The sequence below is a fragment of the Jannaschia sp. W003 genome (assembly GCF_025144335.1).
GTDB lineage: Bacteria > Pseudomonadota > Alphaproteobacteria > Rhodobacterales > Rhodobacteraceae > Jannaschia.
This window is the reverse complement of the sequence record NZ_CP083539.1, coordinates 2,030,556-2,056,238: the sequence shown is the minus strand read 5'-3', so window position 1 is coordinate 2,056,238 and position 25,683 is coordinate 2,030,556. Positions and strand designations below refer to the sequence as shown.

The window sequence follows — 25,683 nt, the reverse complement described above, 5'->3', positions numbered from 1 at the left end:
GGCGGTCACAAGTCAGGCCGCCGCGATCGCGCGCTCCACCGCCTTCAGCGCCGCCTGCGCCTGCGCGATGTCCGCGCCGCCGCCCTGCGCCATCTCGGGCCGCCCGCCGCCGCCGCGCCCGCCCAAGGCTTCCACGGCGACCTTCACGAGGTCGGGGGCGGTGATGCGGCCCGTCAGGTCCTTGGTCACGCCCACGGCCACCGCCGGCTTGCCGCCCGTGTCCGCGATCAGCGCCACGATGCCCGAGCCGAGCGCCTGCTTCTGCGCGTCGATCATCGCGGCGAGGTCCTTGCCGGACACGCCCTCGACCACCTGAAGGACGGCCTGCATCCCGTTGATCTCGCGGGCGTCCGCGCCGCCGCCCATGGCCGCCTCGCGGCGCAGGCGCGCGACCTCGGCCTGGAGCGCCTTGCGCTCGTCCATCAGCGCGCGGACCCGGTCGCCCACCTCCTCGGGCGCGGCGCGGAACAGCCCGGCGAGCTGGCCCATCCGGTCGGCCTGCGCGCGCAGGTGGCGCATTGCCGCGTCTCCGGTCAGCGCCTCGACGCGGCGCACGCCCGAGGCGATGGCGCTGTCCCCGAGGGTCACGAACGCCCCGATCTCGCCGAGGCGCCGCACGTGGGTACCGCCGCACAGCTCGATCGAGTAGGTCGCGCCGTCCGCGCCCTTGCCCGAGCCCTCCTGCCGGCCCATCGACACCACGCGCACCTCGTCGCCGTACTTCTCGCCGAACAGCGCCTGCGCGCCCAGGGCGCGGGCGTCGTCGGGGGTCATGATGCGGGTGGAGATGCCGCCGTTCTGGCGGATCATCGCGTTCACCTCCGCCTCCACCGCGGCGAGCGTCTCGGCGGGCACCGCCTCGCCGTGGCTGAAGTCGAAGCGCAAGCGGTCGGGTGCGTTGAGCGAGCCGCGCTGCACCACGTGCGCGCCCAGGGCGGAGCGCAGCGCCTCGTTCAGGAGGTGCGTGGCGGAGTGGTTGGCGCGGATCGCCTGCCGGCGCGCGCGGTCGACTGCCAGCTCGGCGGCCTGCCCGGTGCGGACCTCGCCCTCCTCGACCTCGCACATGTGGACGAACACGCCGGCCACCTTGCGAGTGTCGGTGACGCGGGCGCGGCCGGTGTCGGTGCGCACCGTGCCGGTGTCGCCCACCTGCCCGCCCGCCTCGGCGTAGAACGGCGTCTGGTTCGCGACCAGCCCGACGCTTTCGCCCGCCTTCGCCGCGTCCACGCGCGCGCCGTCGCGCACGAGGGCCTGCACCTGCCCCTCGGCGGTCTCGTCGTCGTAGCCGAGGAACTCGGTGGTCCCCAGCGCGTCGGCGATCTCGAACCACACGGCCGCATCCGCCGTCTCGCCCGAGCCGGACCACGCCGCCCGCGCCCGCGCGCGCTGCTCCTCCATCGCCGCATCGAAGCCGGCGGTGTCGACCGTCCGGCCCTGCTCGCGCAGCGCGTCGGCGGTCAGGTCCAGGGGGAAGCCGTGGGTGTCGTAGAGCCGGAACGCCGCGTCGCCCGGCAGCGCCGCACCGCCGGGGAGCTTGGCCAGCTCGTCGTCCAGGAGCCGCAGGCCGCGGTCGAGGGTGCGGCGGAACCGCTCTTCCTCGCCGCGCAGGGTCTCCTCGACCAGCGCCTCGGCGCGGCGCAGCTCGGGGTAGGCCTGCCCCATCTCGCGCACGAGCGCCGGTACCAGCCGGTGCATCAGCGGGTCCTGCGCGCCGGCCTGGTGGGCGTGGCGCACGGCGCGGCGGATGATCCGGCGCAGCACGTAGCCGCGGCCCTCGTTCGACGGCATCACCCCGTCGGCGATCAGGAACGACGTGGAGCGCAGGTGGTCGGCGATCACCCGGTGGTGCATCCGGTCCGGCCCGTCGGGGTCGGTCGAGGTGGCGTGGGCCGACGCCTCGATCAGCGCGCGCATCAGGTCGGTGTCGTAGTTGTCGTGCTTGCCCTGCAGCAGCGCGCCGATCCGCTCCAGCCCCATGCCGGTGTCGATGGACTGCATGTCGAGCGGGCGCATGGTGCCGTCCGCGAACTGCTCGTTCTGCATGAACACGAGGTTCCAGATCTCGATGAACCGGTCGCCGTCCTCGTCCGGGGAGCCCGGGGGGCCGCCGGGGATGTGGTCGCCGTGATCGTAGAAGATCTCGGTGCAGGGGCCGCAGGGCCCCGTGGGCCCCATGCGCCAGAAGTTGTCGTCGGACGCGATGCGGATGATGCGCTCGTCGGGCAGGCCGGCAGCCTTCTTCCAGATCGCGGCGGCCTCGTCGTCGGTGTGGTAGACCGTGACGAGCAGGCGGCTCGGGTCGATGCCGAACTCCTTGGTGATCAGCTCCCAGGCGAAGGGGATCGCGTCGGATTTGAAGTAGTCGCCGAAGCTGAAGTTGCCGAGCATCTCGAAGAAGGTGTGGTGGCGCGCGGTGTAGCCGACGTTGTCGAGGTCGTTGTGCTTGCCGCCCGCACGCACGCACTTCTGGGAGGTGGTCGCGCGGTCGTAGGGCCGGCTCTCGACGCCGGTGAAGACGTTCTTGAACTGCACCATGCCGGAGTTCGTGAACATCAGCGTGGGGTCGTTGCGGGGCACCAGGGGCGAGCTGTCCACCACGGCGTGGCCCTGCCGCTCGAAGTATCCGAGGAAGGTCGAGCGGATGTCGTTCAGGCTGGGCATGGGGCGCGTCTCCGGAGGTGCGCGCGCGGGTCTAGCGGGGGGCGTGGGGGCTGTCCACCGCGGGCGGAAGGCCCCCGAACGCGAAGGGGGCCGCCCGAAGGCAGCCCCCTTTGGTCGTCCCATGGGACGCGATCACTCGTCGAGGATCTCGTCCTTCTCGGACTTCGTCATCTGGAAGTCGAGGCCGTGGGCGGCCCGGATCTTGTCCTCGATGTCGTCGGCGATGTGCCGGTTCTCCTTGAGGAACGTCTTGGCGTTCTCGCGGCCCTGGCCGATGCGCTCGTCGCCGTAGGAGAACCAGGCCCCCGACTTCTCGACCACGCCGGCCTTGACGCCGAGGTCCAGCAGCTCGCCGGTCTTGGAGATGCCCTCGCCGTACATGATGTCGAACTCGACCTGCTTGAACGGGGGCGCGACCTTGTTCTTGACCACCTTCACGCGGGTCTGGTTGCCCACCACCTCGTCGCGGTCCTTGATGGCGCCGATGCGGCGGATGTCGAGACGCACCGAGGAGTAGAACTTCAGCGCGTTGCCGCCCGTGGTCGTCTCGGGCGAGCCGAACATCACGCCGATCTTCATCCGGATCTGGTTGATGAAGATGACCATGCACTTCGAGCGGCTGATCGAGCCGGTCAGCTTGCGCATCGCCTGGCTCATGAGGCGGGCGTGGACGCCGACCGAGCTGTCGCCCATGTCGCCTTCCAGCTCGGACTTCGGGGTCAGGGCCGCGACCGAGTCGACCACCACCATGCTGACCGCGCCGGAGCGCACCAGCGTGTCGGTGATCTCGAGCGCCTGCTCGCCGGTGTCGGGCTGCGAGATCAGCAGCTCGTCGAGGTCGACGCCCAGCTTGCGCGCGTACTGCGGATCGAGCGCGTGCTCGGCGTCAACGAAGGCGCAGACGCCGCCCTTCTTCTGCTCCTCGGCGATGGCGTGGAGCGTGAGCGTGGTCTTGCCCGAGCTTTCGGGGCCGTAGATCTCGATGATGCGGCCCTTGGGCAGGCCGCCGATCCCGAGCGCGATGTCGAGGCCGAGCGAGCCGGTCGAGGTCGACTCGATGTCCTGCAGAGGGTTGTCGACCCCCAGCTTCATGATCGAGCCCTTGCCGAACTGGCGTTCGATCTGAGCGAGGGCGCTGTCGAGCGCCTTCTGCTTCTCCGCGGACTTCGCCGCAGCCTTCTTGTCGTCTGCGCGCTTGTCGCCCATGTCGAGTAGGTTCGCCGTTGCCATGGTTTCGGCCCTTGTTGCATGCTGCCGCAAGGGCGGCAACGTCGGTTTCGTTCTTGTCCCGTTCTGTTCTTCAGATATGGTACGAATGGAGAACATTTGCAAGGTTCCCGGCCCCCCGAGGGTGGCCGAAGGGGCGTTAATTTTCGGTTAGCGGGGCGGCATCTTGCTCATCTTCTGGAAGGCGCGGCTGGTGCTGCTGTCGATGCCCAAGACGGGCACCACGGCGCTGGAGGCGGCCTTCGGCCCGCATGCCGACGCCGCGATCCACAACCCGCCCGGGCTCAAGCACATGGGACCGGCGAAGTGGCGCCAGAGCCTCGCGCCGGTGTTCGAGCGCCGGGGCAAACGGCCCCTGGAGACGATGGCGCTGGTGCGCGAGCCGGTGGACTGGCTGGGCAGCTGGTGGCGTTATCGTGCCCGAGAGGGGCTGCGGGGGCAGCCGAACTCGACCGAGGGGGTTGGGTTCGACCCGTTCGTGGAGGGCTGGCTTTCGGACGCGCCGCCCCCGCACGCTGACGTGGGCCAACAGTCGCGGTTCCTGCGGGGCGGCGTGGATCACCTGTTCCGCTACGAGCGCTTCGACGCGGCCCTCGCCTTCCTGAACGCGCGGCTCGGGCTGGAGGTCGCGCCGGACCGGCTGAACGTCTCGCCCGAGGCAGAGGCCGCGCTGTCCCCCGCCCTGAATGCGCGGCTGCGGCGCGAGCGCGCCGAGGAGTTCGCGCTGTGGGACGGGGCGGGCTGAGGATCACGGCTCAACCCGCCCGGCGCGTCCCCTCGCCCACCGCCTTCTGCACCGTGCGGGTCAGCTCTGCGAGCGAGAAGGGCTTGGGCAGGAAGTAGGAGTTCGGCACCGGCGCCGCCGTCTCGGACATGGTGTCCTGGGTGTAGCCGGACACGAAGATGGTCCAGACGTCGGGCCGCCGCTCGCGCGCGCGGCGCACCCAGGTCGGCCCGTCGAGGCCCGGCATCATCACGTCGGTGACGAAGAGGTCCACGTCGAGCGTCTCGTCGTCGAGCCGCGCGAGCGCGTCCTCGGCGCAGGACGCCTCGAGCACCCGGTAGCCCTTGAGCCGCAGCGCGCGCGACGCGAAGGCCCGGACGGGCGCCTCGTCCTCCACGAGCAGTACGGTGCAGCCGGAGGGCGCGGCGGGCGAGTGATCCGAGGGATGTGACGCGGGCGCGGGTATCTCCCGGACGGGCGCGTCACCGTCGTCGCCCACGTCGAGGCGGCACGGCATCTCGTCGCCGTCGCTGGTCGGGTCCGCAACGGATGCCTCGCCCAGATCGACGGTGGCGGCGATCACCCGATCCAGGTCGACGGGCGTGTCGCCATCCTCGGCAACGGGCCGGCCGGTTTCCTCGCGGTCATCGGTTGCTGCGCCGTCGCGGCCCTCCTCCGGCGGGAGGTCGGGGGCTGAGGGCAGGCCTGCGACCGGGCGCGGCGCGGGGGCGGCGAAGTCCGCGGCGGGCTCGTCCTCCGGGATCGCGACCTCCGCGGGGAACGGCGCCACCGCGTCGCGGCCCGCCGGGAAGTAGAGGCTGAACGTCGCCCCTTCGCCCGGGGTGCTGTCGGCGAAGATGTAGCCGCCCGACTGCTTCATGATGCCGTAGGCCATGGAGAGGCCGAGGCCCGTGCCCTCGCCGGGGCGCTTCGTGGTGAAGAAGGGCTCGAAGATGCGGCCGATCTTCTCGGGCTCGATGCCGGCGCCGCCGTCCGAGACCGAGACCACCACGTACTGGCCCGGTGGGATGGTCACACGGTCGCGGGTCATGCCGGATTCGAGGTAGCGGCATTCGGTGGCGATGCGCACCTCGCCGCCCTCGGGCATGGCGTCGCGCGCGTTCACCACGAGGTTCATCACCACCTGCTCGAGCTGCCGGCGGTCGCCTCGGATCGGGATCAGGGCCGGGTCGTGGCTGACCACAAGGCGCACCCGCTCGCCGAGGAGGCGGTTCAGGAGGTGGGTCATGTCGCCGAGCGTGTCGCGCAGGTCGAGCTGCTGCATCTTGAGCGTCTGCTTGCGCGAGAAGGCTAGCAGCTGCCCCACCAGCGCCGCGGCGCGGTTGGCGTTCTGGTTGATCTGGCTGAGGTCCGCAAAGTCCGGATCGTCGTCGCCCCGGCGCAGAAGCAGGAGGTCGCAATGGCCCGAGATCGCGGTCAGCAGGTTGTTGAAGTCGTGCGCCACGCCGCCGGCGAGCTGGCCGATGGCCTGCATCTTCTGACTCTGAACGAACTGCGCCTCGATGGACTTCAGCTCGGTCGCGTCGTTGAGGAACGCGATGAGGCCCCGGTCGCCGGACTGGAGCGGCCGGCCGAGGGTGATCTGCAGGTACGCCTCGCCCGCGCCGGTCACGCGCACCACCTCCGGGCGGTAGAGGCCGCGGCCCTCGGCGCCGTCGGCGACCCATTCGCTGACCGACCGCCCCAACCCCTCGACCAGGGCGGCCAGCGGCGGATTGCCCTCGGTGGAGCGCGGCAGGAGCCGCAGCGCGAGGCGGTTCGCAGAAACGACGTGCCCCTTCTCGTCGATGTGCACGAGAGCGATGGGAAGCTGGTCGAGCACCGTCTCCACGCCCGCCTTCTCGCGCTGCGCGACGCCCTCCTCGACGGGAAGAACGAAGATTTCGCGGCGGTCCGCCACGGGCCGCGATGCGGCGATCCGGACCGGGCGGGCGCCGCCCTCGGCGCGCATCGCGTGGATGCCGCCGTCGCGCAGGGGCAGATCCTCGAACACGTCCTCTAGGCGCTTGGCGCGGCGGCCGATGGCCCGGCGCAGGGTCTCGTTCATGTAGAGGATGGTGCCGCTGGCGCTGGCGGTGAGCATGGGCAGGCCGATGCCGTCGCCCGTGCGCGCGGGGCGGTCGGCCATGTCCTCGACGCGCCAAAGCTCGCCGCCCGGGATCGCCCCGGCCGAGACGCGCACGTGGCCGCGCCGCGTGACCACGTCCTCGCGGGCGCGCCCGTCGCGGCGCAGCCCCTCGCGCACGCGGTGGACCACGGCGTCGGGGTTGGCGAACAGCGGCTCGAACACGCGGCTGAGGGCGTCGCCCCGCGCGGCGCCGAACCGGTCGGCGGCGGCGCGGTTCTGCAGCACCACGGCGCCGAAGGCATCGGTGCAGAAGGCGGGCGCGGCGTCGTGCTCCACGAAGACCATGATGTCGTCGAGGCGCCGCCGCTCGCGCCGGGCGCGCAGCAGGGCGGCGATGCGCAGGCCGCCGGCGAGGAGGATCAGCGCCGCGGCGACGGCACCGGCCGCGACACGGACGGCCATGTCGGGGGCGAGCATGGCGGCCACCGCGGCGAGGGCCGCCACGGCGAGCAGGTGACGCCCGCGCAGGCCGGACGTGCGCGCCCCGCCGGCCCCGGGCACGGCATCCCGCGTGTCTAGCTGCAAGTCGAGCAAGCTCACCTCCGACGCCGGTTCCCACCGCCCTACACGGCGAATCGTTAACCGAGGCTTAAGCGCATGCCCATCGCCTTGCGGCCCCGGCGGTCAGGATCGCGCGAGGAGCTGCAGCGACAGGCCGTCAGCCCCGTCGTCGGGAAGGCTGGCCCAGCGCGAGCGCTCGCGCAGCCCTTCGGCGGCGCCCCACCGCTCGCCGTCAAGCACGGAGCAGGTCACGAGCGCGACGTGGCCGCCCGGTCGGACCAGCGCCGCGGCGCGGGCGAGGATTGCGGTTTGAGTCGCTTTCAGCTCGGCGAGACGGTCGGAAGTGAGTCGCCAGCGCGCCTCGGGCTGACGGCGCCACGCCCCCGAGCCGCTGCACGGCACGTCGCAGAGCACGAGGTCGAAGGGGGAGTCGTCTTCGGGGCGTTCGGTGATCGTCACCTCGGCCCCTGCCCTCCCGGCCCGCGCGGGGAGGTCCCGCATACGTTCCGGGGCGGCGTCGTGGGCGGTGAGGGACAGCGGCATTCGGGCCGCCATGGCGAGCGCCTTGCCCCCGCCGCCCGCGCAGAGGTCGAGGACGCGCATCCCCGGCTCCAGCGGCAGACGGTCGACCACGGCCTGGCTCGCAGCGTCCTGCATCTCGAACAGGCCGGCGGCGAAGGCGTCCGAGGCCGCGAGGCCGCGGGCGGGCGCGGCGACCTCCACGGCGGAGGGCGACAGGGGGTGCGGGCGGACGTCGAAGCCGGTCTCGGCCAGCGCGGCGACGAGGTCGTCGCGCGAGGTGCGCGCGAGGTTGGCCCGCAGGTGGATCGGGGCGCGGTGGCGCAGGGCCTCGCAGACGGGTTCGATGCGGTCCCCCAGCGAGGCGTGGAGGTCGGGCAGCAGCCAGTCGGGCACGTCGAAGCGCACGCCCTCGGGCGCATCCTCCAGCGGCGGCGGCAGGGGCGCGTCCTCCAGCGGGGCCGGGCCGTAGCGGCTGCCGTCGAAGAGCGGCGCGGGGTCGGTGCCCTGCCCGCGCAGGAGGCCGGCGATGACCGCGCGACCGGTCATGGCCTCCGGGGGCACGTCGCCCAGCCCGCCGAGCCAGGCCGAGGAGCGCAGGCGCCGCAGGGCGTCGAACACGTGGTCGCGCACGGCGGCGCGGTCCTTGGACCCGGCGAAGCGCGAGCGGCGGCCCCATGCGGTCAGCTCGCGCTCGGCGGGGCCGCCGGGGAGCACGGCGTCCAGCACCTCGATCGCCGCCTGGAGGCGCGCCGCGGGGGTCATGCGCCGCGGTAGTTCGGGGCTTCGCGGGTGATCTGCACGTCGTGCACGTGGCTCTCGGACAGCCCCGCGTTCGAGATCCGCACGAAGCTGCAGTTCCGGCGCATCTCCTCGACGGTGGCGCAGCCGGTGTAGCCCATGGCCGCGCGCAGGCCGCCCACGAGCTGGTGGATCACGGTGCCGGCCGGGCCCTTGTAGGGCACCTGCCCCTCGATGCCCTCGGGCACCAGCTTGTCGGAGGCCGCGTCCTTCTGGAAGTAGCGGTCGGCCGAGCCCCCGGCCATGGCGGCGAGCGAGCCCATGCCGCGGTACGACTTGTAGGAGCGGCCCTGGTAGAGGATCACCTCGCCCGGGCTCTCGTCGGTGCCGGCGATCATGGAGCCGACCATGGCGCAGGAGGCGCCCGCGGCGATGGCCTTGGCGAAGTCGCCCGAGAACTTGATGCCGCCGTCGGCGATCACCGGCACGTCGCCCGCCGCCCCGGCCGCGTCCATGATGGCCGTGAGCTGCGGCACGCCCACGCCCGCGACGATGCGGGTGGTGCAGATCGAGCCCGGACCGATGCCGACCTTCACCGCGTCCGCGCCCGCGGCGATCAGGGCACGCGTGGCCTCGGCGGTGGCGACGTTGCCCGCCACCACCTGCACGTCGTTCGACAGGCGCTTGATGCGCTCCACGGCGATGCCGACGCCCTCGGAGTGGCCGTGGGCGGTGTCCACCACGATCAGGTCCACGCCGGCGGCGATCAGCGCCTCGGAGCGCTCGTATCCGGCATCGCCCACGGTGGTGGCGGCGGCGCAGCGAAGGCGCCCCAGCCCGTCCTTGCAGGCCTGCGGGTTCAGCACCGCCTGCTCGAGGTCCTTGATGGTCAGGAGGCCGGTGAGGCGACCTTCGGCGTTCACTACCAGCAGCTTCTCGATGCGGCGGGCATGCATAAGGCTGCGGGCCTCGGCGGTGTCCACGGGCTCGCGCAGGATGGCGAGGTCGTCGGAGGTCATCATCGCACGCACCGGCGTCGCGTCGTCGGTGGCGAAGCGCATGTCGCGGTTGGTGAGGATGCCGACCACGCGGCCCCCGTCCACCACCGGGAAGCCAGTGACGCGGTAACGCTCCTGCAGGGCCTTGGCGTCGGCGAGCGTCTCGTCGGGGCGCAGGGTCACGGGGTTGTAGACGATACCGCTCTCGAAGCGCTTCACGCGGCGCACCTCGCGCTGCTGGGCGTCGACGTCGAGGTTGCGATGGATCACGCCCATGCCGCCGGCCTGCGCCATGGCGATCGCCATGCGGCTTTCGGTGACGGTGTCCATGGCCGAGGACAGCAGCGGGATGTTCAGCGCGATCCGGCCCGTGACGCGGGTGCGCGTGTCGGCGCCGGCGGGCAGGACGCGGCTCTCGGCCGGGACCAGCAGCACGTCGTCGAAGGTGAGGGCCTCGCGAATCTCCATGGGGCGCGTCTCCGGGAGCGGTGTCGGTTGGCGCGTCGCTCTCTCACGGATCGCGGCGGAGCGGAAGGGCGCGGGCCGCGCGTCGCGTCAGCGCTTGCCGGCGCAGGCGCCGAACTTCTCGCGCAGGGCGTCGTTCACGGGCGGCGTCACGAAGGCCGACACGTCGCCGCCGAGGCGGGCGATCTCCTTGACCAGCTTCGAAGCGATCGCCTGGTGCTGGGCCTCGGCCATGAGGAACACCGTCTCGATGCGGTCGTCGAGCACGCGGTTCATGCCGACCATCTGGTACTCGTACTCGAAGTCCGCCACGGCGCGCAGGCCCCGCACGATCATTTGCGCCCCCACCTCGCGGGCGCAGTCGATCAGGAGGTTCTCGAAGGGATGCACCACGATCCGGGTGCCGGTCTGCTCGGACCAGCGCGCGGCCTCGGCCTCGACCATCGCCACGCGCCGCTCCAGCGAGAAGAGCGGGCCCTTGTCGCGGTTGATCGCGACGCCGATCACCAGCCGGTCCACGAGGCCGCAGGCGCGCTTGATGATGTCGATGTGCCCCTTCGTGATCGGATCGAAGGTGCCGGGATAGAGGGCTGTGCGCATCGGGACTCCTCGCCGCGTGGCTCAACGGCTCGCACGCGGCGCGCGGCGGTTCAAGCGCGCCGCCCGGCCCGCCACGCGAGGCTGCGGCGGTTCCACAGGCCGAGGTCGCCCTCGCCCCGCAGCGCCGCCTCGCCCATCTCGACCGCGCGGCGCAGGAGCGGCTCGTCGGCGTGGCGGTAGGCGGGCCGCTTCGGGATCGCGTCGTACCAGACGCCGCCCGCGGCCCCGTCGAGCAGGATGCGCTGGAAGCAGTGGTCGAAGCGCACCGGCCACCCGCGCGCGGCGGCGACCCCGGGCAGCGCGCGGCGCGTCAGGTCGAGCCAGCGCGCCTCGAGCGCGGCGCGGTCCCCGCCCCCGTTCAGTGCCCCGTCACCATCGCCTCGAGCGCGTCCTTCTCCATGGAGACCTCGGACAGCCGCGCCTTGACCACGTCGCCCAGCGAGATCAGCCCCACGAGCGTGCCGTCCTCCATCACAGGCATGTGGCGGAAGCGGCCTTCGGTCATGCGCTCGAGCACGCTCTCGGCGCTGTCGCCGGGGCGCGCGGTCTGCACGTCGCGGGTCATGAGTGTGGACACCTTGCCGGCGAGCACTTCGCCGCCCCGGCGCGCCAGCTCGCGCACCACGTCGCGCTCCGACAGGATGCCGTCGGCGGTGCTGCCGTCGGCGGACACCACAAGCGCGCCGATCCGGCGCTGCGCCAGCTCGGACACGGCGTCGGCGATCGAGACGTCGGGCGCGATGGTCAGCACGCCCTTCGTGCCCTTGGATTGCAGGATCTTGGTGACGAGCATCGGTGCCTCCATGGCGTCGTGGTCCGGTGATGCTCCGCGCGCGGGGGGCACGTGTCAAGGAATCGCGGTGGCGCCGGGTTCGCTCACGGCCATCGCGCGCAGGCAGCCGTCGGCGGTGAGCGCCGCGTAGAGGCGCGTCATGCCCTGCCACTCCGCCGCGCTGCGCGGGCGGGGCGCGTCGTAGACCCCGTTGACGATGGCGCGGAACAGGTCCGTAAGCGGCCCGGCCTGGGCGCTCTCCAGCGCCTCGCCGCGCACGATGCCCCGCCGGCGGCCGTCGGCGACCACGGCCGCGAAGGCGGCGAGGCCGCGGCAGGTCTCGGGCCCTCCGGCGAAGGTCGGCGCGGGATCGGGCAGCCCGGCCCGGGGCGCGGGCGCGCAGGCGCCGAGCGCCGCGAGGGCGGCGGCGAGGAGGAGGAAGCGCATGGGGAACGTCTCCGGTTGGGCTGGCACCCATCCTCGCTCCGCGATTGCACGAGGGCAATGGGATCGCGGGCGCGCGGGCCTCGCCCCCGCTTCCTCGCGACGTTAAGACACGCCCGAGGAACCAGGGAGGTCATCATGAACAGCATCGGTCACTACGTGGACGGCGCGCGCGCGGACGGCGCATCGGGGCGCACGGCAGACGTCTTCAACCCGGCGACGGGCGAGGTGCAGGCGCGCGTGGCGCTCGCCTCCGCGGCGGAGCTGGACCGCGCGGTCGAGATCGCCGCCGCCGCGCAGCCCGCCTGGGCTGCCACCAACCCGCAGCGCCGCGCCCGCGTGCTGATGCGCTTCGTGGACCTCCTGAACCGCGACATGGACAAGCTGGCCGAGGCCCTGAGCCGCGAGCACGGCAAGACCCTGCCCGATGCCGCCGGCGACGTGCAGCGGGGGCTGGAGGTGGTCGAGTTCTGCATCGGCGCCCCGCATCACCTGAAGGGCGAGTTCACCGACTCCGCCGGCCCGGGCATCGACATGTACTCCATGCGCCAGCCGCTCGGCGTCTGCGCGGGCATCACGCCGTTCAACTTCCCCGCCATGATCCCGATGTGGATGTTCGCGCCCGCGATCGCCTGCGGCAACGCCTTCATCCTCAAGCCCTCGGAGCGCGACCCTTCGGTGCCGATGATGCTGGCCGCCCTCATGGAGGAGGCGGGACTGCCCAAGGGCATCCTGCAGGTGGTGAACGGCGACAAGGAGGCCGTGGACGCGATCCTCGACCACCCCGTGATCCAGTCGGTGGGCTTCGTCGGCTCCACCCCGATCGCCGCCTACATCTACGAGCGGGCCGCCGCGAACGGCAAGCGCGCCCAGTGCTTCGGCGGCGCCAAGAACCACATGATCGTCATGCCCGACGCCGACATGGACCAGGCCGCCGACGCGCTGGTGGGCGCGGGCTTCGGCGCCGCCGGCGAGCGCTGCATGGCCATCTCGGTCGCGGTCCCCGTGGGCGACGAGACCGCCGACCGCCTGATCGCCAAGCTCGCCCCGCGCGTCGAGGCGCTGAAGGTCGGGCCCTACACCTCCGGGGGCGACGTGGACTTCGGCCCCGTGGTGACGGCCGCCGCCAAGGCCAACATCGAGCGGCTGGTGCAGTCCGGCATCGACGCCGGCGCCGAGCTGGTGGTCGACGGGCGCGGCCTGCGCGTGCAGGGCTACGAGGACGGGTTCTTCGTGGGGGCGCACCTGTTCGACCGCGTGACCCCGGACATGGAGATCTACACGAAGGAGATCTTCGGCCCCGTGCTCTCGACGGTGCGCGCCCAGAGCTACGAGGAGGCGCTGGCGCTCGCCACCGACCACGAATACGGCAACGGCACCGCCATCTTCACCCGCGACGGGGACGCCGCGCGCGACTTCGCCAAGCGCGTCGACGTGGGCATGGTCGGCGTGAACGTGCCGATCCCCGTGCCGCTGGCCTACCACACCTTCGGTGGCTGGAAGAAATCCATGTTCGGCGACCTGAACCAGCACGGGCCGGATAGCTTCCGCTTCTACACCCGCACCAAGACCGTGACCGCGCGCTGGCCCTCGGGCATCAAGGAAGGCGGCGAGTTCTCGATCCCCGTGATGGAGTGACACGCATGTCCGGCGCGGCGCGCGGATGCGTGACCGCGTCGGCACACCCCCGCCGACCGGAGGGGGACCTCACGCGCTGGTGACTGGAATCGGCGCCGGAGCGGTGGAATCTGGGGGCAGAGCGCGCCAAGCGTCCCCGAAGCAGCCACCGGAGTTCCGCCCGCATGATCCCGCAGTCCCGCCGCACCCTCCTCCTGGGCGCCGCCGCCGCGCTCGCGACCCCCTCGCTGGCCCTCGCGCAGGCCGACATCCGCGGCAGCGGCGCGACCCGCCGCAACATTTCGTCGTTCGAGCGCATCGAGTGGCGCGACCACTTCGACTCGCTCGGCGTGGCCACGATCATTGCCGACACCAACAGCCGCGCCCTCCACTACTGGAGCGGCGACGGCGCGGACTACCGCCTCTACCCCACCTCGGTGCCGCGCACCGACGAGCTGACCCGCCGCGGCTACACCCAGATCGTGCGCAAGAAGGTCGGCCCGACCTGGACGCCCACCGCCTCGATGCGCGCCGAGGATCCGAGCCTCCCTGAGTTCATGCCCGCCGGTGCCGGCAACCCGCTCGGCACCCACGCCATGTACCTCGACTGGCCGGCCTACCTGATCCACGGCACCCACGACACGCGTAAGATCGGCCGCCGCTCCTCGTCGGGCTGCATCGGCCTCTACAACGAGAAGATCGCGGAGCTGTTCGCGATCACGCCGATCGGCACACAGGTGAAGCTGCTCTGAGGGCCGGCTTCGCCCCCTTTCCCTAACGCTTCCGAAGGCCCGTCGCACCCCCGCGGCGGGCCTTCCGATTCCGCCCCATTCGGGGGTTGATCCCCTCACCCGCCCTCGCTATTCCGCGCCCCACGGGTGATTAGCTCAGTGGTAGAGCGCTTCGTTCACATCGAAGATGTCGGGGGTTCAAATCCCTCATCACCCACCACCCCCCGCCCCCAGTCGTGACGATATCGGTCCGCGATGGCCCGCGCGGTCAGGTGACCGGCTTGGGCATCCGGCCCTGACGCAGGGCGCGCACCGCCTCGGGGGTGTCGTGGACGTCGATGGGCTGCTTCGGCGTCATGTACCGCTCCAGCCCCCGCGGAACGGCGGGCTTGCCCCGCGCCACGCCGCCCCAGCGGTTCGGAACGGGCTCGGGGCCCTTCGCGAGCAGCAGGGCAAGCCAGAGCGGACCGATCACCGGCACGAGCATCAGCAGCAGCGACGTCGTGCCGCGGCCCGTGTCGTGGAGGCGCCGCGCCGCCGCGGCGAGGAATGCCAGCAGGGGCAGCACCGCCGCGGCCGCGACGTAGGGGGCCGGGGCGGGCAGCGGGACGTCGAGGAGCGGAAGCAGCGCGAAGGGGTCGGCGGTGGCGACCGCCTCGCCAATCGCGGCCTCCGAGCGCCTCGCGTACGCGATCAGCTGGCCGCGCATCAGATGGCCGCCGTAGGCGAGCGCCACGGTGCCGACCAGCACGAAGCCCCAGAACTCGGAGCGCGGGGCCCGCGTGGTCCAGCGGTGGGGGCGCGAAAGGCACAGGATGGTAGCGCGGATCGGTCCCATGGGCGGCCTCCGAGTGACGTGCCGCCTCCCCTGCCCCGCGATTCTGGCGATGCCGGGGCGATGTCGGGGCGTCAGGCGCGCAAGGAGGCCCTGTGTCGCGCGAGCCACTGGGCCGAGAGGATCAGCGGTGCGGCGGCCGCCTCCCCGCTCCGCACCATCTCCATCAGGGCGTCGAAGCTCAGGACGTGGACGCGGATGTCCTCGGATTCCGACGCCAGCCCGCCGAGCCCGCCGGCGTCGTTGGGCAGGTCGCAACGGGCCACGTAGCTCCAGATCACCTGGGCGAGGAAGCCCGGCGTCGGGTAGTAGCGCGCCACGAGATGCAGCGCGTCCGGCGCGACGCGCAGCCCCGCCTCCTCCCACGTCTCGCGGATCGCCGCCGCCTCGGCGGTCTCGCCCGCGTCCACGATGCCGGCCACCGGCTCCAGCAGCCAAGGTTGCGGATCGCCCAAGGCGACGGCGCCGGCGCGGACCTGCTCCACCAGCAGCACGCGGTCGCGGCGGGGGTCGTAGGGCAGCAGCGTGGCCGCGTCGGGCGAGATCACCACGTCGCGCTCCACCGTGTCCGACAGCCCTCCCCCGAAGCGCGGGAAGCGGAAGCGCATCGTCTCCATGGAGATGAAGCCGTCGTGGACCGGCTCGGCGCGAAGGTCGGCGAGGTCCGCGCGGCGCAGCTCGCCCCCGGCGGTGGCGGGACGGGCGCGCGCCGCGGCGGCGACCTGCGCGGAAGCGCGGGCCTGCAGGACGCCTCGCCGCGCGGCGAGGCTCGCCGCATCCTCGCGGCCCATCGCGCGCATCACCTCGGCGGCGGCGAGGCGGGTCCGCGCGCCGTGCTCGCGCCGCCAGCGGTCCAGCGACCACGGGCCGCCGCCGCCGTCCGCCCCGCGGTAGACCTCGGCCTCCACGGGGCCATCGGCGGCCTGCGCCGTCACCCGCTCCCGGTCGTAGCCGAAGCCGCCCTCGTACCAGTCGATGCGGGCCAGCGCTCCGGCATCCAGCGGCTCCGTCACGGCGCAGGCCGCACGGGCCGCCGGGTCGCGCAGGAGCACCGGCCAGTCGCCGTCCGGCGCGCGCGCCACGCGGCGGCCCTCCAGCGTGGCCGGCACCGTCCGCACGGGGCGGCCGGCGACGAAGTCGAGAAGTTCGGGCCAGAGCAGCGTCCCGAAGAGCGCGAGGCGCATCTAGCGCCAGACCCGTCCCGCGACGCCCGACAGCAGCCCCGCCACGGCGCCGCCGCCGAAGAGCATCACGAGCACGTACGGGTTCCAGGCGATTGCCGCATCCCTCATCACGAAGCCCATCCAGCCGCTGAACGCCTTGCCCGGGGAGTTGTAGGCGAGGTCCATGGATTCGAGGATCATCACGTAGAAGGCATGGAGGAACACGGCCAGCACCGCCAGCGACAACGCGCAGGCGAGACCCATGGTCAACCCGTTCACGAGGCGGTCCCCGCGGCCGCGGATGCCGGTGGCCTGCCGGCCGATCATGCGCCAGCCCATCACGAGGCCCATCGCGGCCAGGATCTCGCGGCCCCTGCCGATCGAGACGCCCTCGGGCAGGGCATAGCGGTGCACGGCCTCGGCGGTGAGCCAGGCGATGATGGCCATCGCCACGGCGGCGACGAGCTTGGCGGGGGTGGGCATGACGTCCTCCGGTCGAATCGCGCCCCCGGTGCTATCGGGCGAATGGGGCGCGACCGGGGCGACCGGAATCAGCGGTCGCGGAATTCCTGCATGGCCTCCAGCGCGCGGGCGCGGCCCTCGGCCATGCCCACCACGGGGGCCTCCGGATAGGGTTGGTCGGGGGACTGGCCCCAGCGCCGGGGGATCGCCTCGAACCACGCCAGCGCCTCCTCGGACGGCGCGTCCGCGCGCTCCGCCAGCCAGTGCCCGCGGTAGCGTCCGCCCCGGTCGAAGCGCTCGGCCTGGGTCTCGGGATTGAAGATGCGGAAGAACGGCGAGGCGTCGGGGCCGCAGCCGCCCACCCACTGCCAGTTCAGCGCGTTATTGGCCGGGTCCCAGTCGGTCAGGGCGTCCGCGAACCAGTCGCAGCCCACGCGCCAGTGGGTCAGCATGTGCTTGGTCAGGTAGCTCGCGGTCAGCAGGCGCCCGCGGTTGTGCATGGTGCCCGTGACGTACATCTCGCGCATGGCCGCATCCACGACCGGCACGCCGGTGATCCCGCGGCGCCACACCTCGGCGGCGTCGTTGTCGCCCCGCCACGGAAAGGCGTCCCACTCGGGCTTCCAGTTGCCCTTCGTGAGCTTCGGCGTGTGCCAGGCGAGGTGGTGCGCGAAGTCGCGCCAGAGCAGCTCCTTCGCGAAGGTGTCCCGCCCGGCGCCGGCAGGCGCCTCGGCGCGCACGGCGGCGAGGCACTCGCGCGCGGAGATCTCGCCGTAGGTGAGGTTCTCGCCCAGCTTCGAGGTGCCGTCCTCGGGCAGTTTGTCGCGCGCCTCGGCGTAGGCGCGGATGCGCCCCTCGACGAACTCGACCAGCCGCGCGCGCGCGGCCAGCTCGCCCACGCGGGCGTGGCGCTCCAACACCGCGCCGCCCCGGTTCATGGCGCCCCCGAGGTTCCAGTCCGCGAGGGCGTCCGACGGGGGCCACGTGTCGGGCGCGGGCAGCTGCTCCACGGGCGGCAGCGGCGGCTCGGGGTCGCGCGCGGCCACGTTGCGGTAGAACGGCGTGTAGACCTTGTAGAAGCCGCCCGAACCGGTGGCGACGTCCTCGGGGCGGAACACGATGTGGCCGTCGAAGACGTGGGCGTCCGCGCCGCGCCGCTCCAGCATCGCCAGCACGGCCTCGTCACGCGCGCGCTCGTCGTGGACGTAGAGGCGGCTCCAGACCACGTCGCCCGCGCCGGTCTCGTCGAGGAGCGTGGAGAGCGCCTCGGCGGCGGGGCCGCGGCGCAGAATGAGCCGGCTTCCGATGCCCTCCAGCCGCTCCGCGTGGGCCTCCAGCGACCGCCCGATGCGCCACTTCGAAGCCGCGCCCCAGTCCGCGACAACCTCGTCGAGCAGGAACACGGGGATCACGGGACGCCCCTGCCCGGCCGCCCAGTGCATCGCGGGATTGTCGGTGAGCCGCAGGTCGCGGCGGTGCCAGAGCAGGATCGGTGTCATGGGGGCGGACCTAGCGGCACCCCCGCCCGCGGCAACGATTCGGGCGGGGGCGCGCCGGCGCCCCCGCCCCCGGGGTCATTCGGCGGGCGCCGCGCGGCCCTCGCCCAGCATCACCTTCCGCTCGGTCCGCAGCCCGAGGAAGATCGACACGCACATCACCACGAGCACCACGCAGAACAGGAGGCCCGTGGAGATGACCATCGCCTGGAGGCTCTGCAGGCCCTGCGTGCCGGTCGCTCCAAGCAGCAGCACCGCGGCCACCGCGCCCTCGAAGATGCACCAGAAGATACGCTGGATGACGGGCGCATCGACCTTGCCGCCGGCAGTGATCGTGTCGATGACCAGCGAACCGGAGTCCGACGAGGTCACGAAGAACACCACCACGAGCACGATCGCCAGCGTCGAGGTGATCGCCGCGAGCGGCAGGTCCGCCAGCATCGCGTAGAGGGCGATCTCGGGCTTGTAGGACGCGATCACGTACTGGAACACGCCCGACTCCGCCCCGCCCGCGATCACCTGGCTGATGGCGGTGCCCCCGAAGGTGGCCATCCACAGCACGCAGACCAGCGAGGGGATCAGCAGCACGCAGGTCACGAACTCGCGCACCGTGCGGCCGCGGCTGACGCGGGCGATGAACATGCCCACGAAGGGCGACCAGGAGATCCACCACGCCCAGTAGAAGGTGGTCCAGCCGTGGAGGAACCCGGTGTCCTCGCGCCCGATCGGGTTCGAGAGCGGCACGATGTTGGCCGCATAGGCCCCCAGCCCGCCGAACACGTCCGCGACGATGTCGCCCGTGGGGCCCACGAGGAACACGAACAGGAGGAGGAGCGCCGCGAGCACCATGTTGATCTCGGACAGCACCTTCACGCCGCCGTCGAGACCGCGCACCACCGACACGAGGGCGATGGCCGTGATCGCCGCGATGATCAGCGCGAGCAGCACCGAGCTGTCGTTCGCGGTCTCGATGTTGCCCCACAGGAAGCCCGCGAAGTTGCGCGTGCCCTCCTCGGCCACTCCGGAGCCGAACACCTCCGTCAGGCCCGAGGCGACCTGCGTCGCGCCGATGCCGAGCGAAGTGGCGAGGCCGAACAGCGTGGCGAAGGCGGCGATGGTGTCGATGGCGTTGCCCCAGAAGCCCCAGATGCGCTCGCCCAGGAGCGGGTAGAAGGCGGAGCGCAGTGTCAGCGGCAAGCCCTTGTTGTAGCTGAAGAGCGCCAGCGCCAGCGCCACCACCGCATAGATCGCCCAGGGGTGCAGGCCCCAGTGGAAGATCGTGGCCGCCATGGCGCGGCTGCGCGCCGCCTCCACGGTGGCGGCGTCGGCCACCGTGCCGTCGACGATGCCGATGGCCCCGTTCAGCGGCTGGTCGTCCCAGGGTGTGCCGAAGTAGTAGACCGGCTCGAGCACCCCGAAGAACATCAGCCCGATTCCCATGCCGGCCGCGAACAGCATCGAGAACCACGCCGCGTAGGTGAAGTCGGGCCGCGCCTCGCTGCCGCCCAGCCGGACCGAGCCCCATGGGGTCACGATCAGAAGCAGCGAGAAGACGACGAACAGGTTGGCCGCCGACAGGAAGAACCAGTCGAACGAGCTCTTGGCGAAGTTGCGCATCGCCGTGAACGTGAGCTGCGACCATTCCGGCGCGACCAGCGCCACCACCACGAACACCAGCACCATCGCGGCCGAGACCACAAAGACCGGGTTGTGGATGTCGAGCGCGATGGGCCCCAGCCGGGGCTCGATGTTGTCCTGACCGACCTCGTAGTCCGTCTGGATCGGCGCGGCGCGGCCCTCGGGATCGGGGATCCCGTGGGCGTCCGGTTCGTCGGATGTCGTCGACATGGTCGTCCCCTCCGTGTCGTGGATGCGGTCCGCCGGGGACCGCGGATTCCCTGCACCCTAGCATGCCCGCTCCGGCGAGGGCCAACCGTGCCCCCGCGCCACCCCGCTGGCGCTTCGCGACACCGCGCGGCTATGGAGGGGCCATGCGCCCGCCCCCCGCCATCCTCGTGCTCGCCGCCGGCGCCTCCCGGCGGATGCGGGGTGGCGACAAGCTCCTGGAGACGGTGGACGGCGCGCCCTTGGTGCTGCGGGCCGCGCGGGCCGCGCTAGGCGTTGCCGCGGAGGTGATGGTCGCGCTGCCCGAGGGCGACCGGGACCGCTCGGCGTGGCTGGGCGACCTCGCCGTCCGGCGCCTCGCGGTGGCGGAGCGCAGCATGAGCGCCTCGATCCGCGCGGGCGTGGCCGCCTGCCGGAGCGACGCGCTGATGATCCACCTCGCCGACATGCCCGAGATCGGGGCCGGGGAGCTGTGGCAACTGTCGGAGGCGTGGCGCGCCTCGGACGCGCCGATCCTGCGCGCCGGGGCCGAGGACGGCACGCCCGGCCACCCGGCGGTCTTCGCCCGAAGCCTCTTCCCCGAGTTGCTCGCCTTGCGCGGCGACCGGGGCGCGCGGGCGGTGGTCGAGACGCACCCCTGCGCCGTCCATCCGCTGCCCGGTCGCGCGGCGCTCACGGACCTCGACACGCCCGAGGATTGGGCGCGCTGGCGCGCCACGGTTCGCGGGGCGCCCAAGCCTTAGGCGAAACCCGTTCCCCAGCGCCTCCCGTGCGGGCATCCGGCGGATCGACCCCGCTCCGCTGCAACGGCGCCTTCCGACCCCCGTCCCCGGCTGGCACCTGCCCCCGCAACCGAAGGGAGAACGCCATGGTCGGAGCCGACACCGCCTGGATCATCGTCGCCACGGCGCTGGTCCTGTTCATGACATTGCCGGGGCTCGCCCTGTTCTACGGCGGGCTCGTGCGCTCGCGGAACGTGCTCAGTGTGTTCATGCACTGCTACAGCATCGCCGCCCTGATGAGCGTGCTGTGGCTGGCACTGGGCTACTCCATCGCCTTCGGCGGCGAGGGGCCGTTCTGGGGCGGTCTGTCGAAGTCGTTCCTCGCCGGCGTCGACGCCGACGCGGTGGCCGGCACGATCCCCGAGATCCTGTTCTTCGCGTTCCAGATGACCTTCGCAATCATCACGCCCGCGCTGATCGTGGGCGCCTACGTCGAGCGGGTGGGTTTCGGCTTCGTGCTCGCCTTCTCGTCGCTCTGGATGCTGATCTGCTACGCGCCCGTGGTCCACTGGATCTGGGGGGGTGGCATGCTGGCCGGGGGGGAAGGCGCCCTGTTCGAGGCGCCCGTGCTCGACTTCGCGGGCGGCCTCGTGGTGCACGAGACGGCGGGCATTGCCGCCCTCCTGATCGCCGTGGTGCTGGGCCCGCGGTCGGATCGCACGAAGCCGCCGCACAACCCTGGCTTCGTGATGCTGGGAGCCTCGATGCTCTGGGTCGGCTGGTTCGGCTTCAACGGCGGCTCGCAGCTCGCCGCCGACGGGGGCGCCGCGATGGCGCTGACGGTCACGCACCTGTCGGCCGCCGCCGCCTCGCTGAGCTGGGCCGCGTGGGAGCGCATCCGCTTCGGCAAGGCGTCCCTCGTGGGCATCGTGACGGGCACCATCGCGGGCCTCGCCTCGATCACCCCCGCCTCGGGCTTCGTCGGCCCCGTGCAGGCCCTGATCATCGGCGGCGTCGCGGGCGTGCTGTGCCAGGAGGCCGTGGGCCTGATCCGCAACCGCCTGAAGATCGACGACACGCTCGACGTGTTTGCGGTGCACGGCGTGGGCGGGCTGTTCGGCACGGCGATGATCGCCGCCTTCGGGCTGGGCTCCTGGGCCTCGCAGCTCGGCGGCATGCTGGTGGTGGGCCTCTGGACGGTCGTGGTGACGCTGGTGCTGATCTACGCGGTGAAGCTGGTCTTCCCGCTGCGGGTCTCCAAGGAGATCGAGCAGGAGGGCCTCGACCTCGCCGTCCACGGCGAGCAGGCCTACCCCTCGCCGAGCTGACGGCCTTCGCACGGGCGCCGGTGCACGGCGCCTGTGCGCGATCGGCGGCTTGACCGATCCGCTCCGTTGCCCGACCCTCGCGGCGTCCAACCGGAGAGACGCCATGAAGACGATCATCGCCGCCACGCTCGCCCTCGGCTTCGCCGCCCCCGCCTTCGCCGAGAGCCACGAGGAGAAGGTGCCCCAGGCGGTCGAGGCGCGGCAGGGCGTGATGCAGGTGCAGGGCATGAGCCTCGGCGTGGTGGGCAACATGGCGCGCGGCAACGCGCCCTACGACGCCGCGGCGGCGCAGGCGGCGGCCGACGACCTGCTCGCCGTGAGCAACCTCACGATCCAGTCGCTCTGGCCCGAGGGCACGTCGAACGAGGAAGTACCGTCCAGCGACGCGCTGCCGGCGATTTGGACCGACTGGGAGGGCTTCGAGACCGCCTATGGCCAGCTCCAGCAGGCCGCGGCGAACCTCGCCGAGGTGGCGGGCGACGGGCCCGAGGCGCTCGGCGAGGCGGTGGGCATGCTCGGCCGGACCTGCGGCGGCTGCCATGACGACTACCGCCTGAAGCGCGAGTGATGCGCCGCGCCGCGCTCGGGCTGGGCGCGCTCGCGCTCCTCGCGGGCGCGGCGGGCCTCTGGATCACCCGCGCCGAGGGGCTGGGGGGGTCCGCGAAGGCGGCCATCGCCGCCGCGCCCGCCGACGCCGCGCTCGGCGAGCAGGTGTTCTGGGCCGCGGGCTGCGCCTCGTGTCACGCGGCCGAGGACGCCGAAGGGGAGGCGCGGCTGGTGCTGGAAGGCGGTCAGCGCTTCGCCTCGGACTTCGGCACCTTCGTCGCGCCCAACGTCTCGACCGATCCGGTCCACGGCATCGGGGCGTGGACCCCCGAGCAGTTCGCCGACGCCGTGCAGCGCGGCGTCTCGCCCGAGGGCGCACACTACTACCCCGCCTTCCCCTACACCGCCTACGCGCTGATGGAGCCTCCCGAGGTCGCGGCGCTCTGGGCGTTCTGGCAGACCCTGCCCGCCTCGGATGCGGCGTCGCAGCCCCACGAGGTCGGCTTCCCGTTCTCGATCCGCCGCGGCGTGGGGGCCTGGAAGATGCTCTACGCGGGCCGCGGCTACGTGGTGGAGGAGGAGAGCCGGGGCCGCCACCTCGTGGAGGCCATGGGCCACTGCGGCGAGTGCCACACGTCCCGCGATCCGATCGGCGGGCTGCGGCGCTCGGCCTGGCTGCAGGGCGCGCCGAATCCCGACGGCGAGGGGCGCGTGCCCGCCATCGCCGGGCTGGACTGGTCCGAGGCGGAGATCGCGAGTTACCTCGCCGACGGCTTCACGCCGGAGTTCGACGTGGCGGCGGGGTCGATGGCCTCGGTGGTGAAGAACCTCTCGCATCTTCCGGACGAGGACCGCCTCGCCATCGCGCGCTACGTCAAGGCGGTGCCGGCGGCCGTCGAGTGACCCCGCCCCGGCCTTGCGCCGGGGCCTCTGGACGAAACTGCGCGGAGGCCTTCGTGGTTGGCGCAACAGGCGAAGGACGTACCTATCCGCCAATCCCCAGAGCAACGCGCTGACCCCATACCGAGGCCTCGGCGCAGGGCCGGGGCGTAGAGCGCTACTCCGCCTCCACCAATGCCACCTCGACATCGCGCGTGCGGCGCCCCGACCGCACCCGCAGCGTGACCGCGTCGCCCACCGCGCGGCGGTCGAGCTGCGCGAGCAGCCCGTCCAGCCCCGCCACGGGCACGCCGTCCACCGCCTCGATCACGTCGCCGGGAATCACGCCGCGCGCGGTGACCTGCGCGGGCTCGATGCCCGCGCGGTCGGCCGGCCCGCCCGGCACCACGTCGAGCACCATAACGCCGGGCGCCTGCCCGCTCGCCCGCAACATCGCGTCGGCGCGCGGATCGCCCGAGATGCCGATGGCCGGCGGGCGGTAGCGCCCCCGTGCCACGAGCTGCGGCACCACCCGCGCGACCGCGTCCACGGGCACGGCGAACCCGATCCCGGCGCTGGCCCCCGAGGGCGAGTAGATCGCCGTGTTCACTCCGATCAGCCGTCCCGCGCTGTCGAGCAGCGGGCCGCCCGAGTTGCCGGGGTTGATCGCGGCATCGGTCTGGATCGCGCCGCGGATCGTGATGCCCGCCTCGCCCGGGACGTCGCGCCCAAGGGCCGAGACGACGCCCGTGGTCAGCGACTGGTCCAGCCCGAACGGGTTGCCGATGGCGAACACCTTCTGCCCAACGGCGAGGTCGGCGCTGGTCCCCACCGGCAGGGGCCGCAGGTCCAGCCCGTCGATCTTCAGGACGGCGAGGTCGTGGCGCCGGTCCTGCCCCACCAGCCGCGCCCGGAACGCACGCCCGTCGGCGAGCTGCACCGAGGCCGAGGTCGCGCCCTCGATCACGTGGGCGTTGGTGACCACGTGGCCCACCGCGTCCCAGATCAGCCCGGAGCCCGAGCCGCGCGGCACCTCGACCCCGCGCCCGAACATGCCGCGCGCCGTGGTGGAGATCGAGACCACCGAAGGCGAGGCCGCCTGGAACAGCGCGACGGTCGATCGCTCGTCGGCGGCCAGGTCGCCGCGGGGCGCCACGACCACCGGCTCGGGCGCCGGGCGCAGGGCGCGCTCGATCCGCGGCACGGCGAGCGATCCGAGGATCCCGCCCAGCGCGGCGAGGAGGACGATGGAGAGGGCGCGCACCTCAGGCCTTGGCCAGCGCCTTCTCGCGCGCCGCGCGCAGGCGCGCGAAGTCGTCGCCCGCGTGGTAGGACGAGCGCGTCAGCGGCGTGGCCGAAACCATCAGGAAGCCCTTGCCCCAGGCGGCCTTCTCGTAAGCGGCGAACTCCTCGGGCGTCACGAAGCGGTCCACCGCGTGGTGCTTCGGGGTGGGCTGGAGGTACTGGCCGATCGTCAGGAAGTCGATGTCGGCGGCGCGCATGTCGTCCATGACCTGGAGCACGGCCTGGCGGTCCTCGCCGAGCCCCACCATGATGCCCGACTTCGTGAACATCGAGGGGTCCAGTTCCTTCACGCGCTGCAGGAGGCGCAGGGAGTGGAAGTAGCGCGCGCCGGGGCGCACCTCGGGGTAGAGGCCGGGCACGGTCTCGAGGTTGTGGTTGAAGACATCCGGGCGGGCGGCGACGACCGTTTCCAGTGCGGACCGATCGCAACGGATGAAGTCAGGCGTCAGGATCTCGATGGTGGTGCCCGGCGCGCGGTGGCGCACGGCGCGGATGGTCTGGGCGAAGTGCTCGGCCCCGCCGTCGGTCACGTCGTCGCGGTCGACGCTTGTGATGACGACGTGGTTCAATCCGAGCTTCGCCACCGCGTCCGCCACGCGCCCCGGCTCGAAGGCGTCGAGCGGCTCGGGCGGCTTGCCGGTGGCGATGTTGCAGAAGGTGCAGGCGCGGGTGCAGACCTCGCCCATGATCATCATGGTGGCGTGGCCCTGGCTCCAGCACTCGCCAACGTTGGGGCAGCCGGCCTCCTCGCATACGGTGACCAGGCGGTTCTCGCGCATGATCTTCGCGGTGCGCTTGTAGCCCTCGCCCACCGGGGCCTTCACGCGGATCCACGACGGCTTCTTCGGCTGGGCGTTGTCGGGACGGCGCGCCTTCTCGGGGTGGCGCTGGGCCGGGATCTTCAGATCGCGCATGGGACCTCCGGGTGGTTGCGCAGCATCTAGGCGATCCGC

Annotated in this window: 23 protein-coding genes and 1 tRNA gene; 8 read left to right on the top strand and 16 right to left on the bottom strand. The window is 72.6% G+C overall.

The genetic code is table 11. The features are described from left to right. Positions 1 to 12 precede the first annotated feature (12 nt). Both alaS and recA read right to left on the bottom strand, forming a co-directional pair. On the bottom strand, positions 13 to 2,661 hold the full coding sequence (gene alaS, locus K3554_RS09995) for an alanine--tRNA ligase (RefSeq protein WP_259939789.1): 2,649 nt from the start codon (positions 2,659 to 2,661) through the stop codon (positions 13 to 15). Between the two features lie 132 nt (positions 2,662 to 2,793). Further along, on the bottom strand, positions 2,794 to 3,891 hold the full coding sequence (gene recA / locus K3554_RS09990) for a recombinase RecA (protein WP_311200323.1): 1,098 nt from the start codon (positions 3,889 to 3,891) through the stop codon (positions 2,794 to 2,796). Positions 3,892 to 4,054: 163 nt separating this feature from the next. Between recA and K3554_RS09985 the strand changes: the two genes are divergently transcribed. Further along, positions 4,055 to 4,633, top strand: a complete 579-nt coding sequence (locus tag K3554_RS09985) for a gamma-glutamyl kinase (RefSeq protein WP_259939787.1) — start codon at positions 4,055 to 4,057, stop codon at positions 4,631 to 4,633. 10 nt (positions 4,634 to 4,643) lie between these two features. Here the strand turns inward: K3554_RS09985 and K3554_RS09980 are convergent, their stop codons facing one another. The 7 genes from K3554_RS09980 to K3554_RS09950 all read right to left on the bottom strand — a co-directional run bounded on the left by K3554_RS09980 (position 4,644) and on the right by K3554_RS09950 (position 11,804). Beyond that, positions 4,644 to 7,295, bottom strand: a complete 2,652-nt coding sequence (locus tag K3554_RS09980; protein ID WP_259939785.1) for an ATP-binding protein — start codon at positions 7,293 to 7,295, stop codon at positions 4,644 to 4,646. Between the two features lie 90 nt (positions 7,296 to 7,385). Next, positions 7,386 to 8,546 carry an RsmB/NOP family class I SAM-dependent RNA methyltransferase gene (locus tag K3554_RS09975; protein WP_259939783.1) on the bottom strand — a complete coding sequence of 387 codons (1,161 nt, stop codon included), beginning with the start codon at positions 8,544 to 8,546 and terminating at the stop codon, positions 7,386 to 7,388. After that, the gene (guaB, locus tag K3554_RS09970; protein WP_259939780.1) at positions 8,543 to 9,988 is read right to left on the bottom strand and encodes an IMP dehydrogenase; all 1,446 of its coding nucleotides are present in this window, start codon (positions 9,986 to 9,988) and stop codon (positions 8,543 to 8,545) included. The genes K3554_RS09975 and guaB overlap by 4 nt, the downstream gene beginning before the upstream one ends. An 87-nt stretch (positions 9,989 to 10,075) precedes the next feature. Next, complete coding sequence (gene coaD, locus K3554_RS09965) at positions 10,076 to 10,585, bottom strand: pantetheine-phosphate adenylyltransferase (RefSeq protein WP_259939779.1); 510 nt, start codon at positions 10,583 to 10,585, stop codon at positions 10,076 to 10,078. A gap of 50 nt (positions 10,586 to 10,635) precedes the next feature. Next, a complete protein-coding gene (locus K3554_RS09960; RefSeq protein WP_259939778.1) occupies positions 10,636 to 10,851 on the bottom strand; it encodes a hypothetical protein in 216 nt (71 codons plus the stop codon). 92 nt (positions 10,852 to 10,943) lie between these two features. Next, entirely contained in the window at positions 10,944 to 11,378 is a 435-nt protein-coding gene (locus K3554_RS09955) for a CBS domain-containing protein (protein WP_259939777.1), read from the bottom strand. 54 nt (positions 11,379 to 11,432) lie between these two features. Further along, entirely contained in the window at positions 11,433 to 11,804 is a 372-nt protein-coding gene (locus K3554_RS09950; protein WP_259939776.1) for a hypothetical protein, read from the bottom strand. 135 nt (positions 11,805 to 11,939) lie between these two features. On the opposite strand from K3554_RS09950, the gene K3554_RS09945 reads away from it, so the two are divergent. The 3 genes from K3554_RS09945 (at position 11,940) to K3554_RS09935 (ending at position 14,369) form a co-directional block, all read left to right on the top strand. Then, complete coding sequence (locus K3554_RS09945) at positions 11,940 to 13,439, top strand: CoA-acylating methylmalonate-semialdehyde dehydrogenase (RefSeq protein WP_259939775.1); 1,500 nt, start codon at positions 11,940 to 11,942, stop codon at positions 13,437 to 13,439. Positions 13,440 to 13,603: 164 nt separating this feature from the next. After that, on the top strand, positions 13,604 to 14,170 hold the full coding sequence (locus K3554_RS09940; RefSeq protein ID WP_259939773.1) for a L,D-transpeptidase: 567 nt from the start codon (positions 13,604 to 13,606) through the stop codon (positions 14,168 to 14,170). Positions 14,171 to 14,294: 124 nt separating this feature from the next. Continuing rightward, positions 14,295 to 14,369: transfer RNA gene (locus K3554_RS09935), tRNA-Val, on the top strand. A 48-nt stretch (positions 14,370 to 14,417) separates the two neighbouring features. Here the strand turns inward: K3554_RS09935 and K3554_RS09930 are convergent. The 5 genes from K3554_RS09930 to K3554_RS09910 all read right to left on the bottom strand — a co-directional run bounded on the left by K3554_RS09930 (position 14,418) and on the right by K3554_RS09910 (position 19,953). Further along, positions 14,418 to 14,987, bottom strand: a complete 570-nt coding sequence (locus tag K3554_RS09930; protein ID WP_259939772.1) for a DUF805 domain-containing protein — start codon at positions 14,985 to 14,987, stop codon at positions 14,418 to 14,420. 71 nt (positions 14,988 to 15,058) lie between these two features. Continuing rightward, the gene (locus K3554_RS09925; RefSeq protein ID WP_259939771.1) at positions 15,059 to 16,168 is read right to left on the bottom strand and encodes an NUDIX domain-containing protein; all 1,110 of its coding nucleotides are present in this window, start codon (positions 16,166 to 16,168) and stop codon (positions 15,059 to 15,061) included. Further along, positions 16,169 to 16,630 carry a TrgA family protein gene (locus K3554_RS09920; protein ID WP_259939770.1) on the bottom strand — a complete coding sequence of 154 codons (462 nt, stop codon included), beginning with the start codon at positions 16,628 to 16,630 and terminating at the stop codon, positions 16,169 to 16,171. A gap of 68 nt (positions 16,631 to 16,698) precedes the next feature. Then, positions 16,699 to 18,108, bottom strand: coding sequence for a deoxyribodipyrimidine photo-lyase (locus tag K3554_RS09915; RefSeq protein ID WP_259939769.1), 1,410 nt, complete (start codon positions 18,106 to 18,108; stop codon positions 16,699 to 16,701). Positions 18,109 to 18,183: 75 nt separating this feature from the next. Continuing rightward, positions 18,184 to 19,953 carry a BCCT family transporter gene (locus K3554_RS09910; RefSeq protein WP_259939768.1) on the bottom strand — a complete coding sequence of 590 codons (1,770 nt, stop codon included), beginning with the start codon at positions 19,951 to 19,953 and terminating at the stop codon, positions 18,184 to 18,186. Between the two features lie 143 nt (positions 19,954 to 20,096). Between K3554_RS09910 and K3554_RS09905 the strand changes: the two genes are divergently transcribed. The 4 genes from K3554_RS09905 (at position 20,097) to K3554_RS09890 (ending at position 23,449) form a co-directional block, all read left to right on the top strand. After that, positions 20,097 to 20,693, top strand: coding sequence for an NTP transferase domain-containing protein (locus K3554_RS09905; protein WP_259939766.1), 597 nt, complete (start codon positions 20,097 to 20,099; stop codon positions 20,691 to 20,693). A gap of 125 nt (positions 20,694 to 20,818) precedes the next feature. Next, positions 20,819 to 22,000 (top strand): ammonium transporter, encoded by a 1,182-nt coding sequence (locus K3554_RS09900; RefSeq protein ID WP_259939764.1) that lies wholly within the window; start codon positions 20,819 to 20,821, stop codon positions 21,998 to 22,000. A 103-nt stretch (positions 22,001 to 22,103) separates the two neighbouring features. Further along, the gene (locus K3554_RS09895) at positions 22,104 to 22,568 is read left to right on the top strand and encodes a cytochrome c (RefSeq protein WP_259939762.1); all 465 of its coding nucleotides are present in this window, start codon (positions 22,104 to 22,106) and stop codon (positions 22,566 to 22,568) included. Further along, positions 22,568 to 23,449: a cytochrome c gene (locus K3554_RS09890; RefSeq protein ID WP_259939759.1), complete on the top strand. Its 882-nt coding sequence runs from the start codon at positions 22,568 to 22,570 to the stop codon at positions 23,447 to 23,449. The genes K3554_RS09895 and K3554_RS09890 overlap by 1 nt, the downstream gene beginning before the upstream one ends. A 154-nt stretch (positions 23,450 to 23,603) precedes the next feature. Here the strand turns inward: K3554_RS09890 and K3554_RS09885 are convergent, their stop codons facing one another. Continuing rightward, positions 23,604 to 24,629, bottom strand: coding sequence for a S1C family serine protease (locus tag K3554_RS09885; RefSeq protein WP_409197348.1), 1,026 nt, complete (start codon positions 24,627 to 24,629; stop codon positions 23,604 to 23,606). A gap of 61 nt (positions 24,630 to 24,690) precedes the next feature. After that, a complete protein-coding gene (lipA, locus tag K3554_RS09880; protein WP_259939756.1) occupies positions 24,691 to 25,644 on the bottom strand; it encodes a lipoyl synthase in 954 nt (317 codons plus the stop codon). Between the last annotated feature and the right edge of the window lie 39 nt (positions 25,645 to 25,683).

Excerpts from the sequence above, each read along its gene's own strand:
- K3554_RS09940 (WP_259939773.1), top strand. The coding sequence starts at position 13,604 with ATGATCCCGCAGTCCCGCCGCACCCTCCTCCTGGGCGCCGCCGCCGCG.
- coaD (WP_259939779.1), bottom strand. The coding sequence starts at position 10,585 with ATGCGCACAGCCCTCTATCCCGGCACCTTCGATCCGATCACGAAGGGG.
- K3554_RS09925 (WP_259939771.1), bottom strand. The coding sequence starts at position 16,168 with ATGCGCCTCGCGCTCTTCGGGACGCTGCTCTGGCCCGAACTTCTCGAC.
- K3554_RS09915 (WP_259939769.1), bottom strand. The coding sequence starts at position 18,108 with ATGACACCGATCCTGCTCTGGCACCGCCGCGACCTGCGGCTCACCGAC.
- K3554_RS09895 (WP_259939762.1), top strand. The coding sequence starts at position 22,104 with ATGAAGACGATCATCGCCGCCACGCTCGCCCTCGGCTTCGCCGCCCCC.
- lipA (WP_259939756.1), bottom strand. The coding sequence starts at position 25,644 with ATGCGCGATCTGAAGATCCCGGCCCAGCGCCACCCCGAGAAGGCGCGC.
- K3554_RS09910 (WP_259939768.1), bottom strand. The coding sequence starts at position 19,953 with ATGTCGACGACATCCGACGAACCGGACGCCCACGGGATCCCCGATCCC.
- alaS (WP_259939789.1), bottom strand. The coding sequence starts at position 2,661 with ATGCCCAGCCTGAACGACATCCGCTCGACCTTCCTCGGATACTTCGAG.
- K3554_RS09955 (WP_259939777.1), bottom strand. The coding sequence starts at position 11,378 with ATGCTCGTCACCAAGATCCTGCAATCCAAGGGCACGAAGGGCGTGCTG.
- guaB (WP_259939780.1), bottom strand. The coding sequence starts at position 9,988 with ATGGAGATTCGCGAGGCCCTCACCTTCGACGACGTGCTGCTGGTCCCG.
- K3554_RS09905 (WP_259939766.1), top strand. The coding sequence starts at position 20,097 with ATGCGCCCGCCCCCCGCCATCCTCGTGCTCGCCGCCGGCGCCTCCCGG.
- K3554_RS09930 (WP_259939772.1), bottom strand. The coding sequence starts at position 14,987 with ATGGGACCGATCCGCGCTACCATCCTGTGCCTTTCGCGCCCCCACCGC.
- recA (WP_311200323.1), bottom strand. The coding sequence starts at position 3,891 with ATGGCAACGGCGAACCTACTCGACATGGGCGACAAGCGCGCAGACGAC.
- K3554_RS09975 (WP_259939783.1), bottom strand. The coding sequence starts at position 8,546 with ATGACCCCCGCGGCGCGCCTCCAGGCGGCGATCGAGGTGCTGGACGCC.
- K3554_RS09900 (WP_259939764.1), top strand. The coding sequence starts at position 20,819 with ATGGTCGGAGCCGACACCGCCTGGATCATCGTCGCCACGGCGCTGGTC.
- K3554_RS09920 (WP_259939770.1), bottom strand. The coding sequence starts at position 16,630 with ATGCCCACCCCCGCCAAGCTCGTCGCCGCCGTGGCGATGGCCATCATC.
- K3554_RS09950 (WP_259939776.1), bottom strand. The coding sequence starts at position 11,804 with ATGCGCTTCCTCCTCCTCGCCGCCGCCCTCGCGGCGCTCGGCGCCTGC.
- K3554_RS09945 (WP_259939775.1), top strand. The coding sequence starts at position 11,940 with ATGAACAGCATCGGTCACTACGTGGACGGCGCGCGCGCGGACGGCGCA.
- K3554_RS09890 (WP_259939759.1), top strand. The coding sequence starts at position 22,568 with ATGCGCCGCGCCGCGCTCGGGCTGGGCGCGCTCGCGCTCCTCGCGGGC.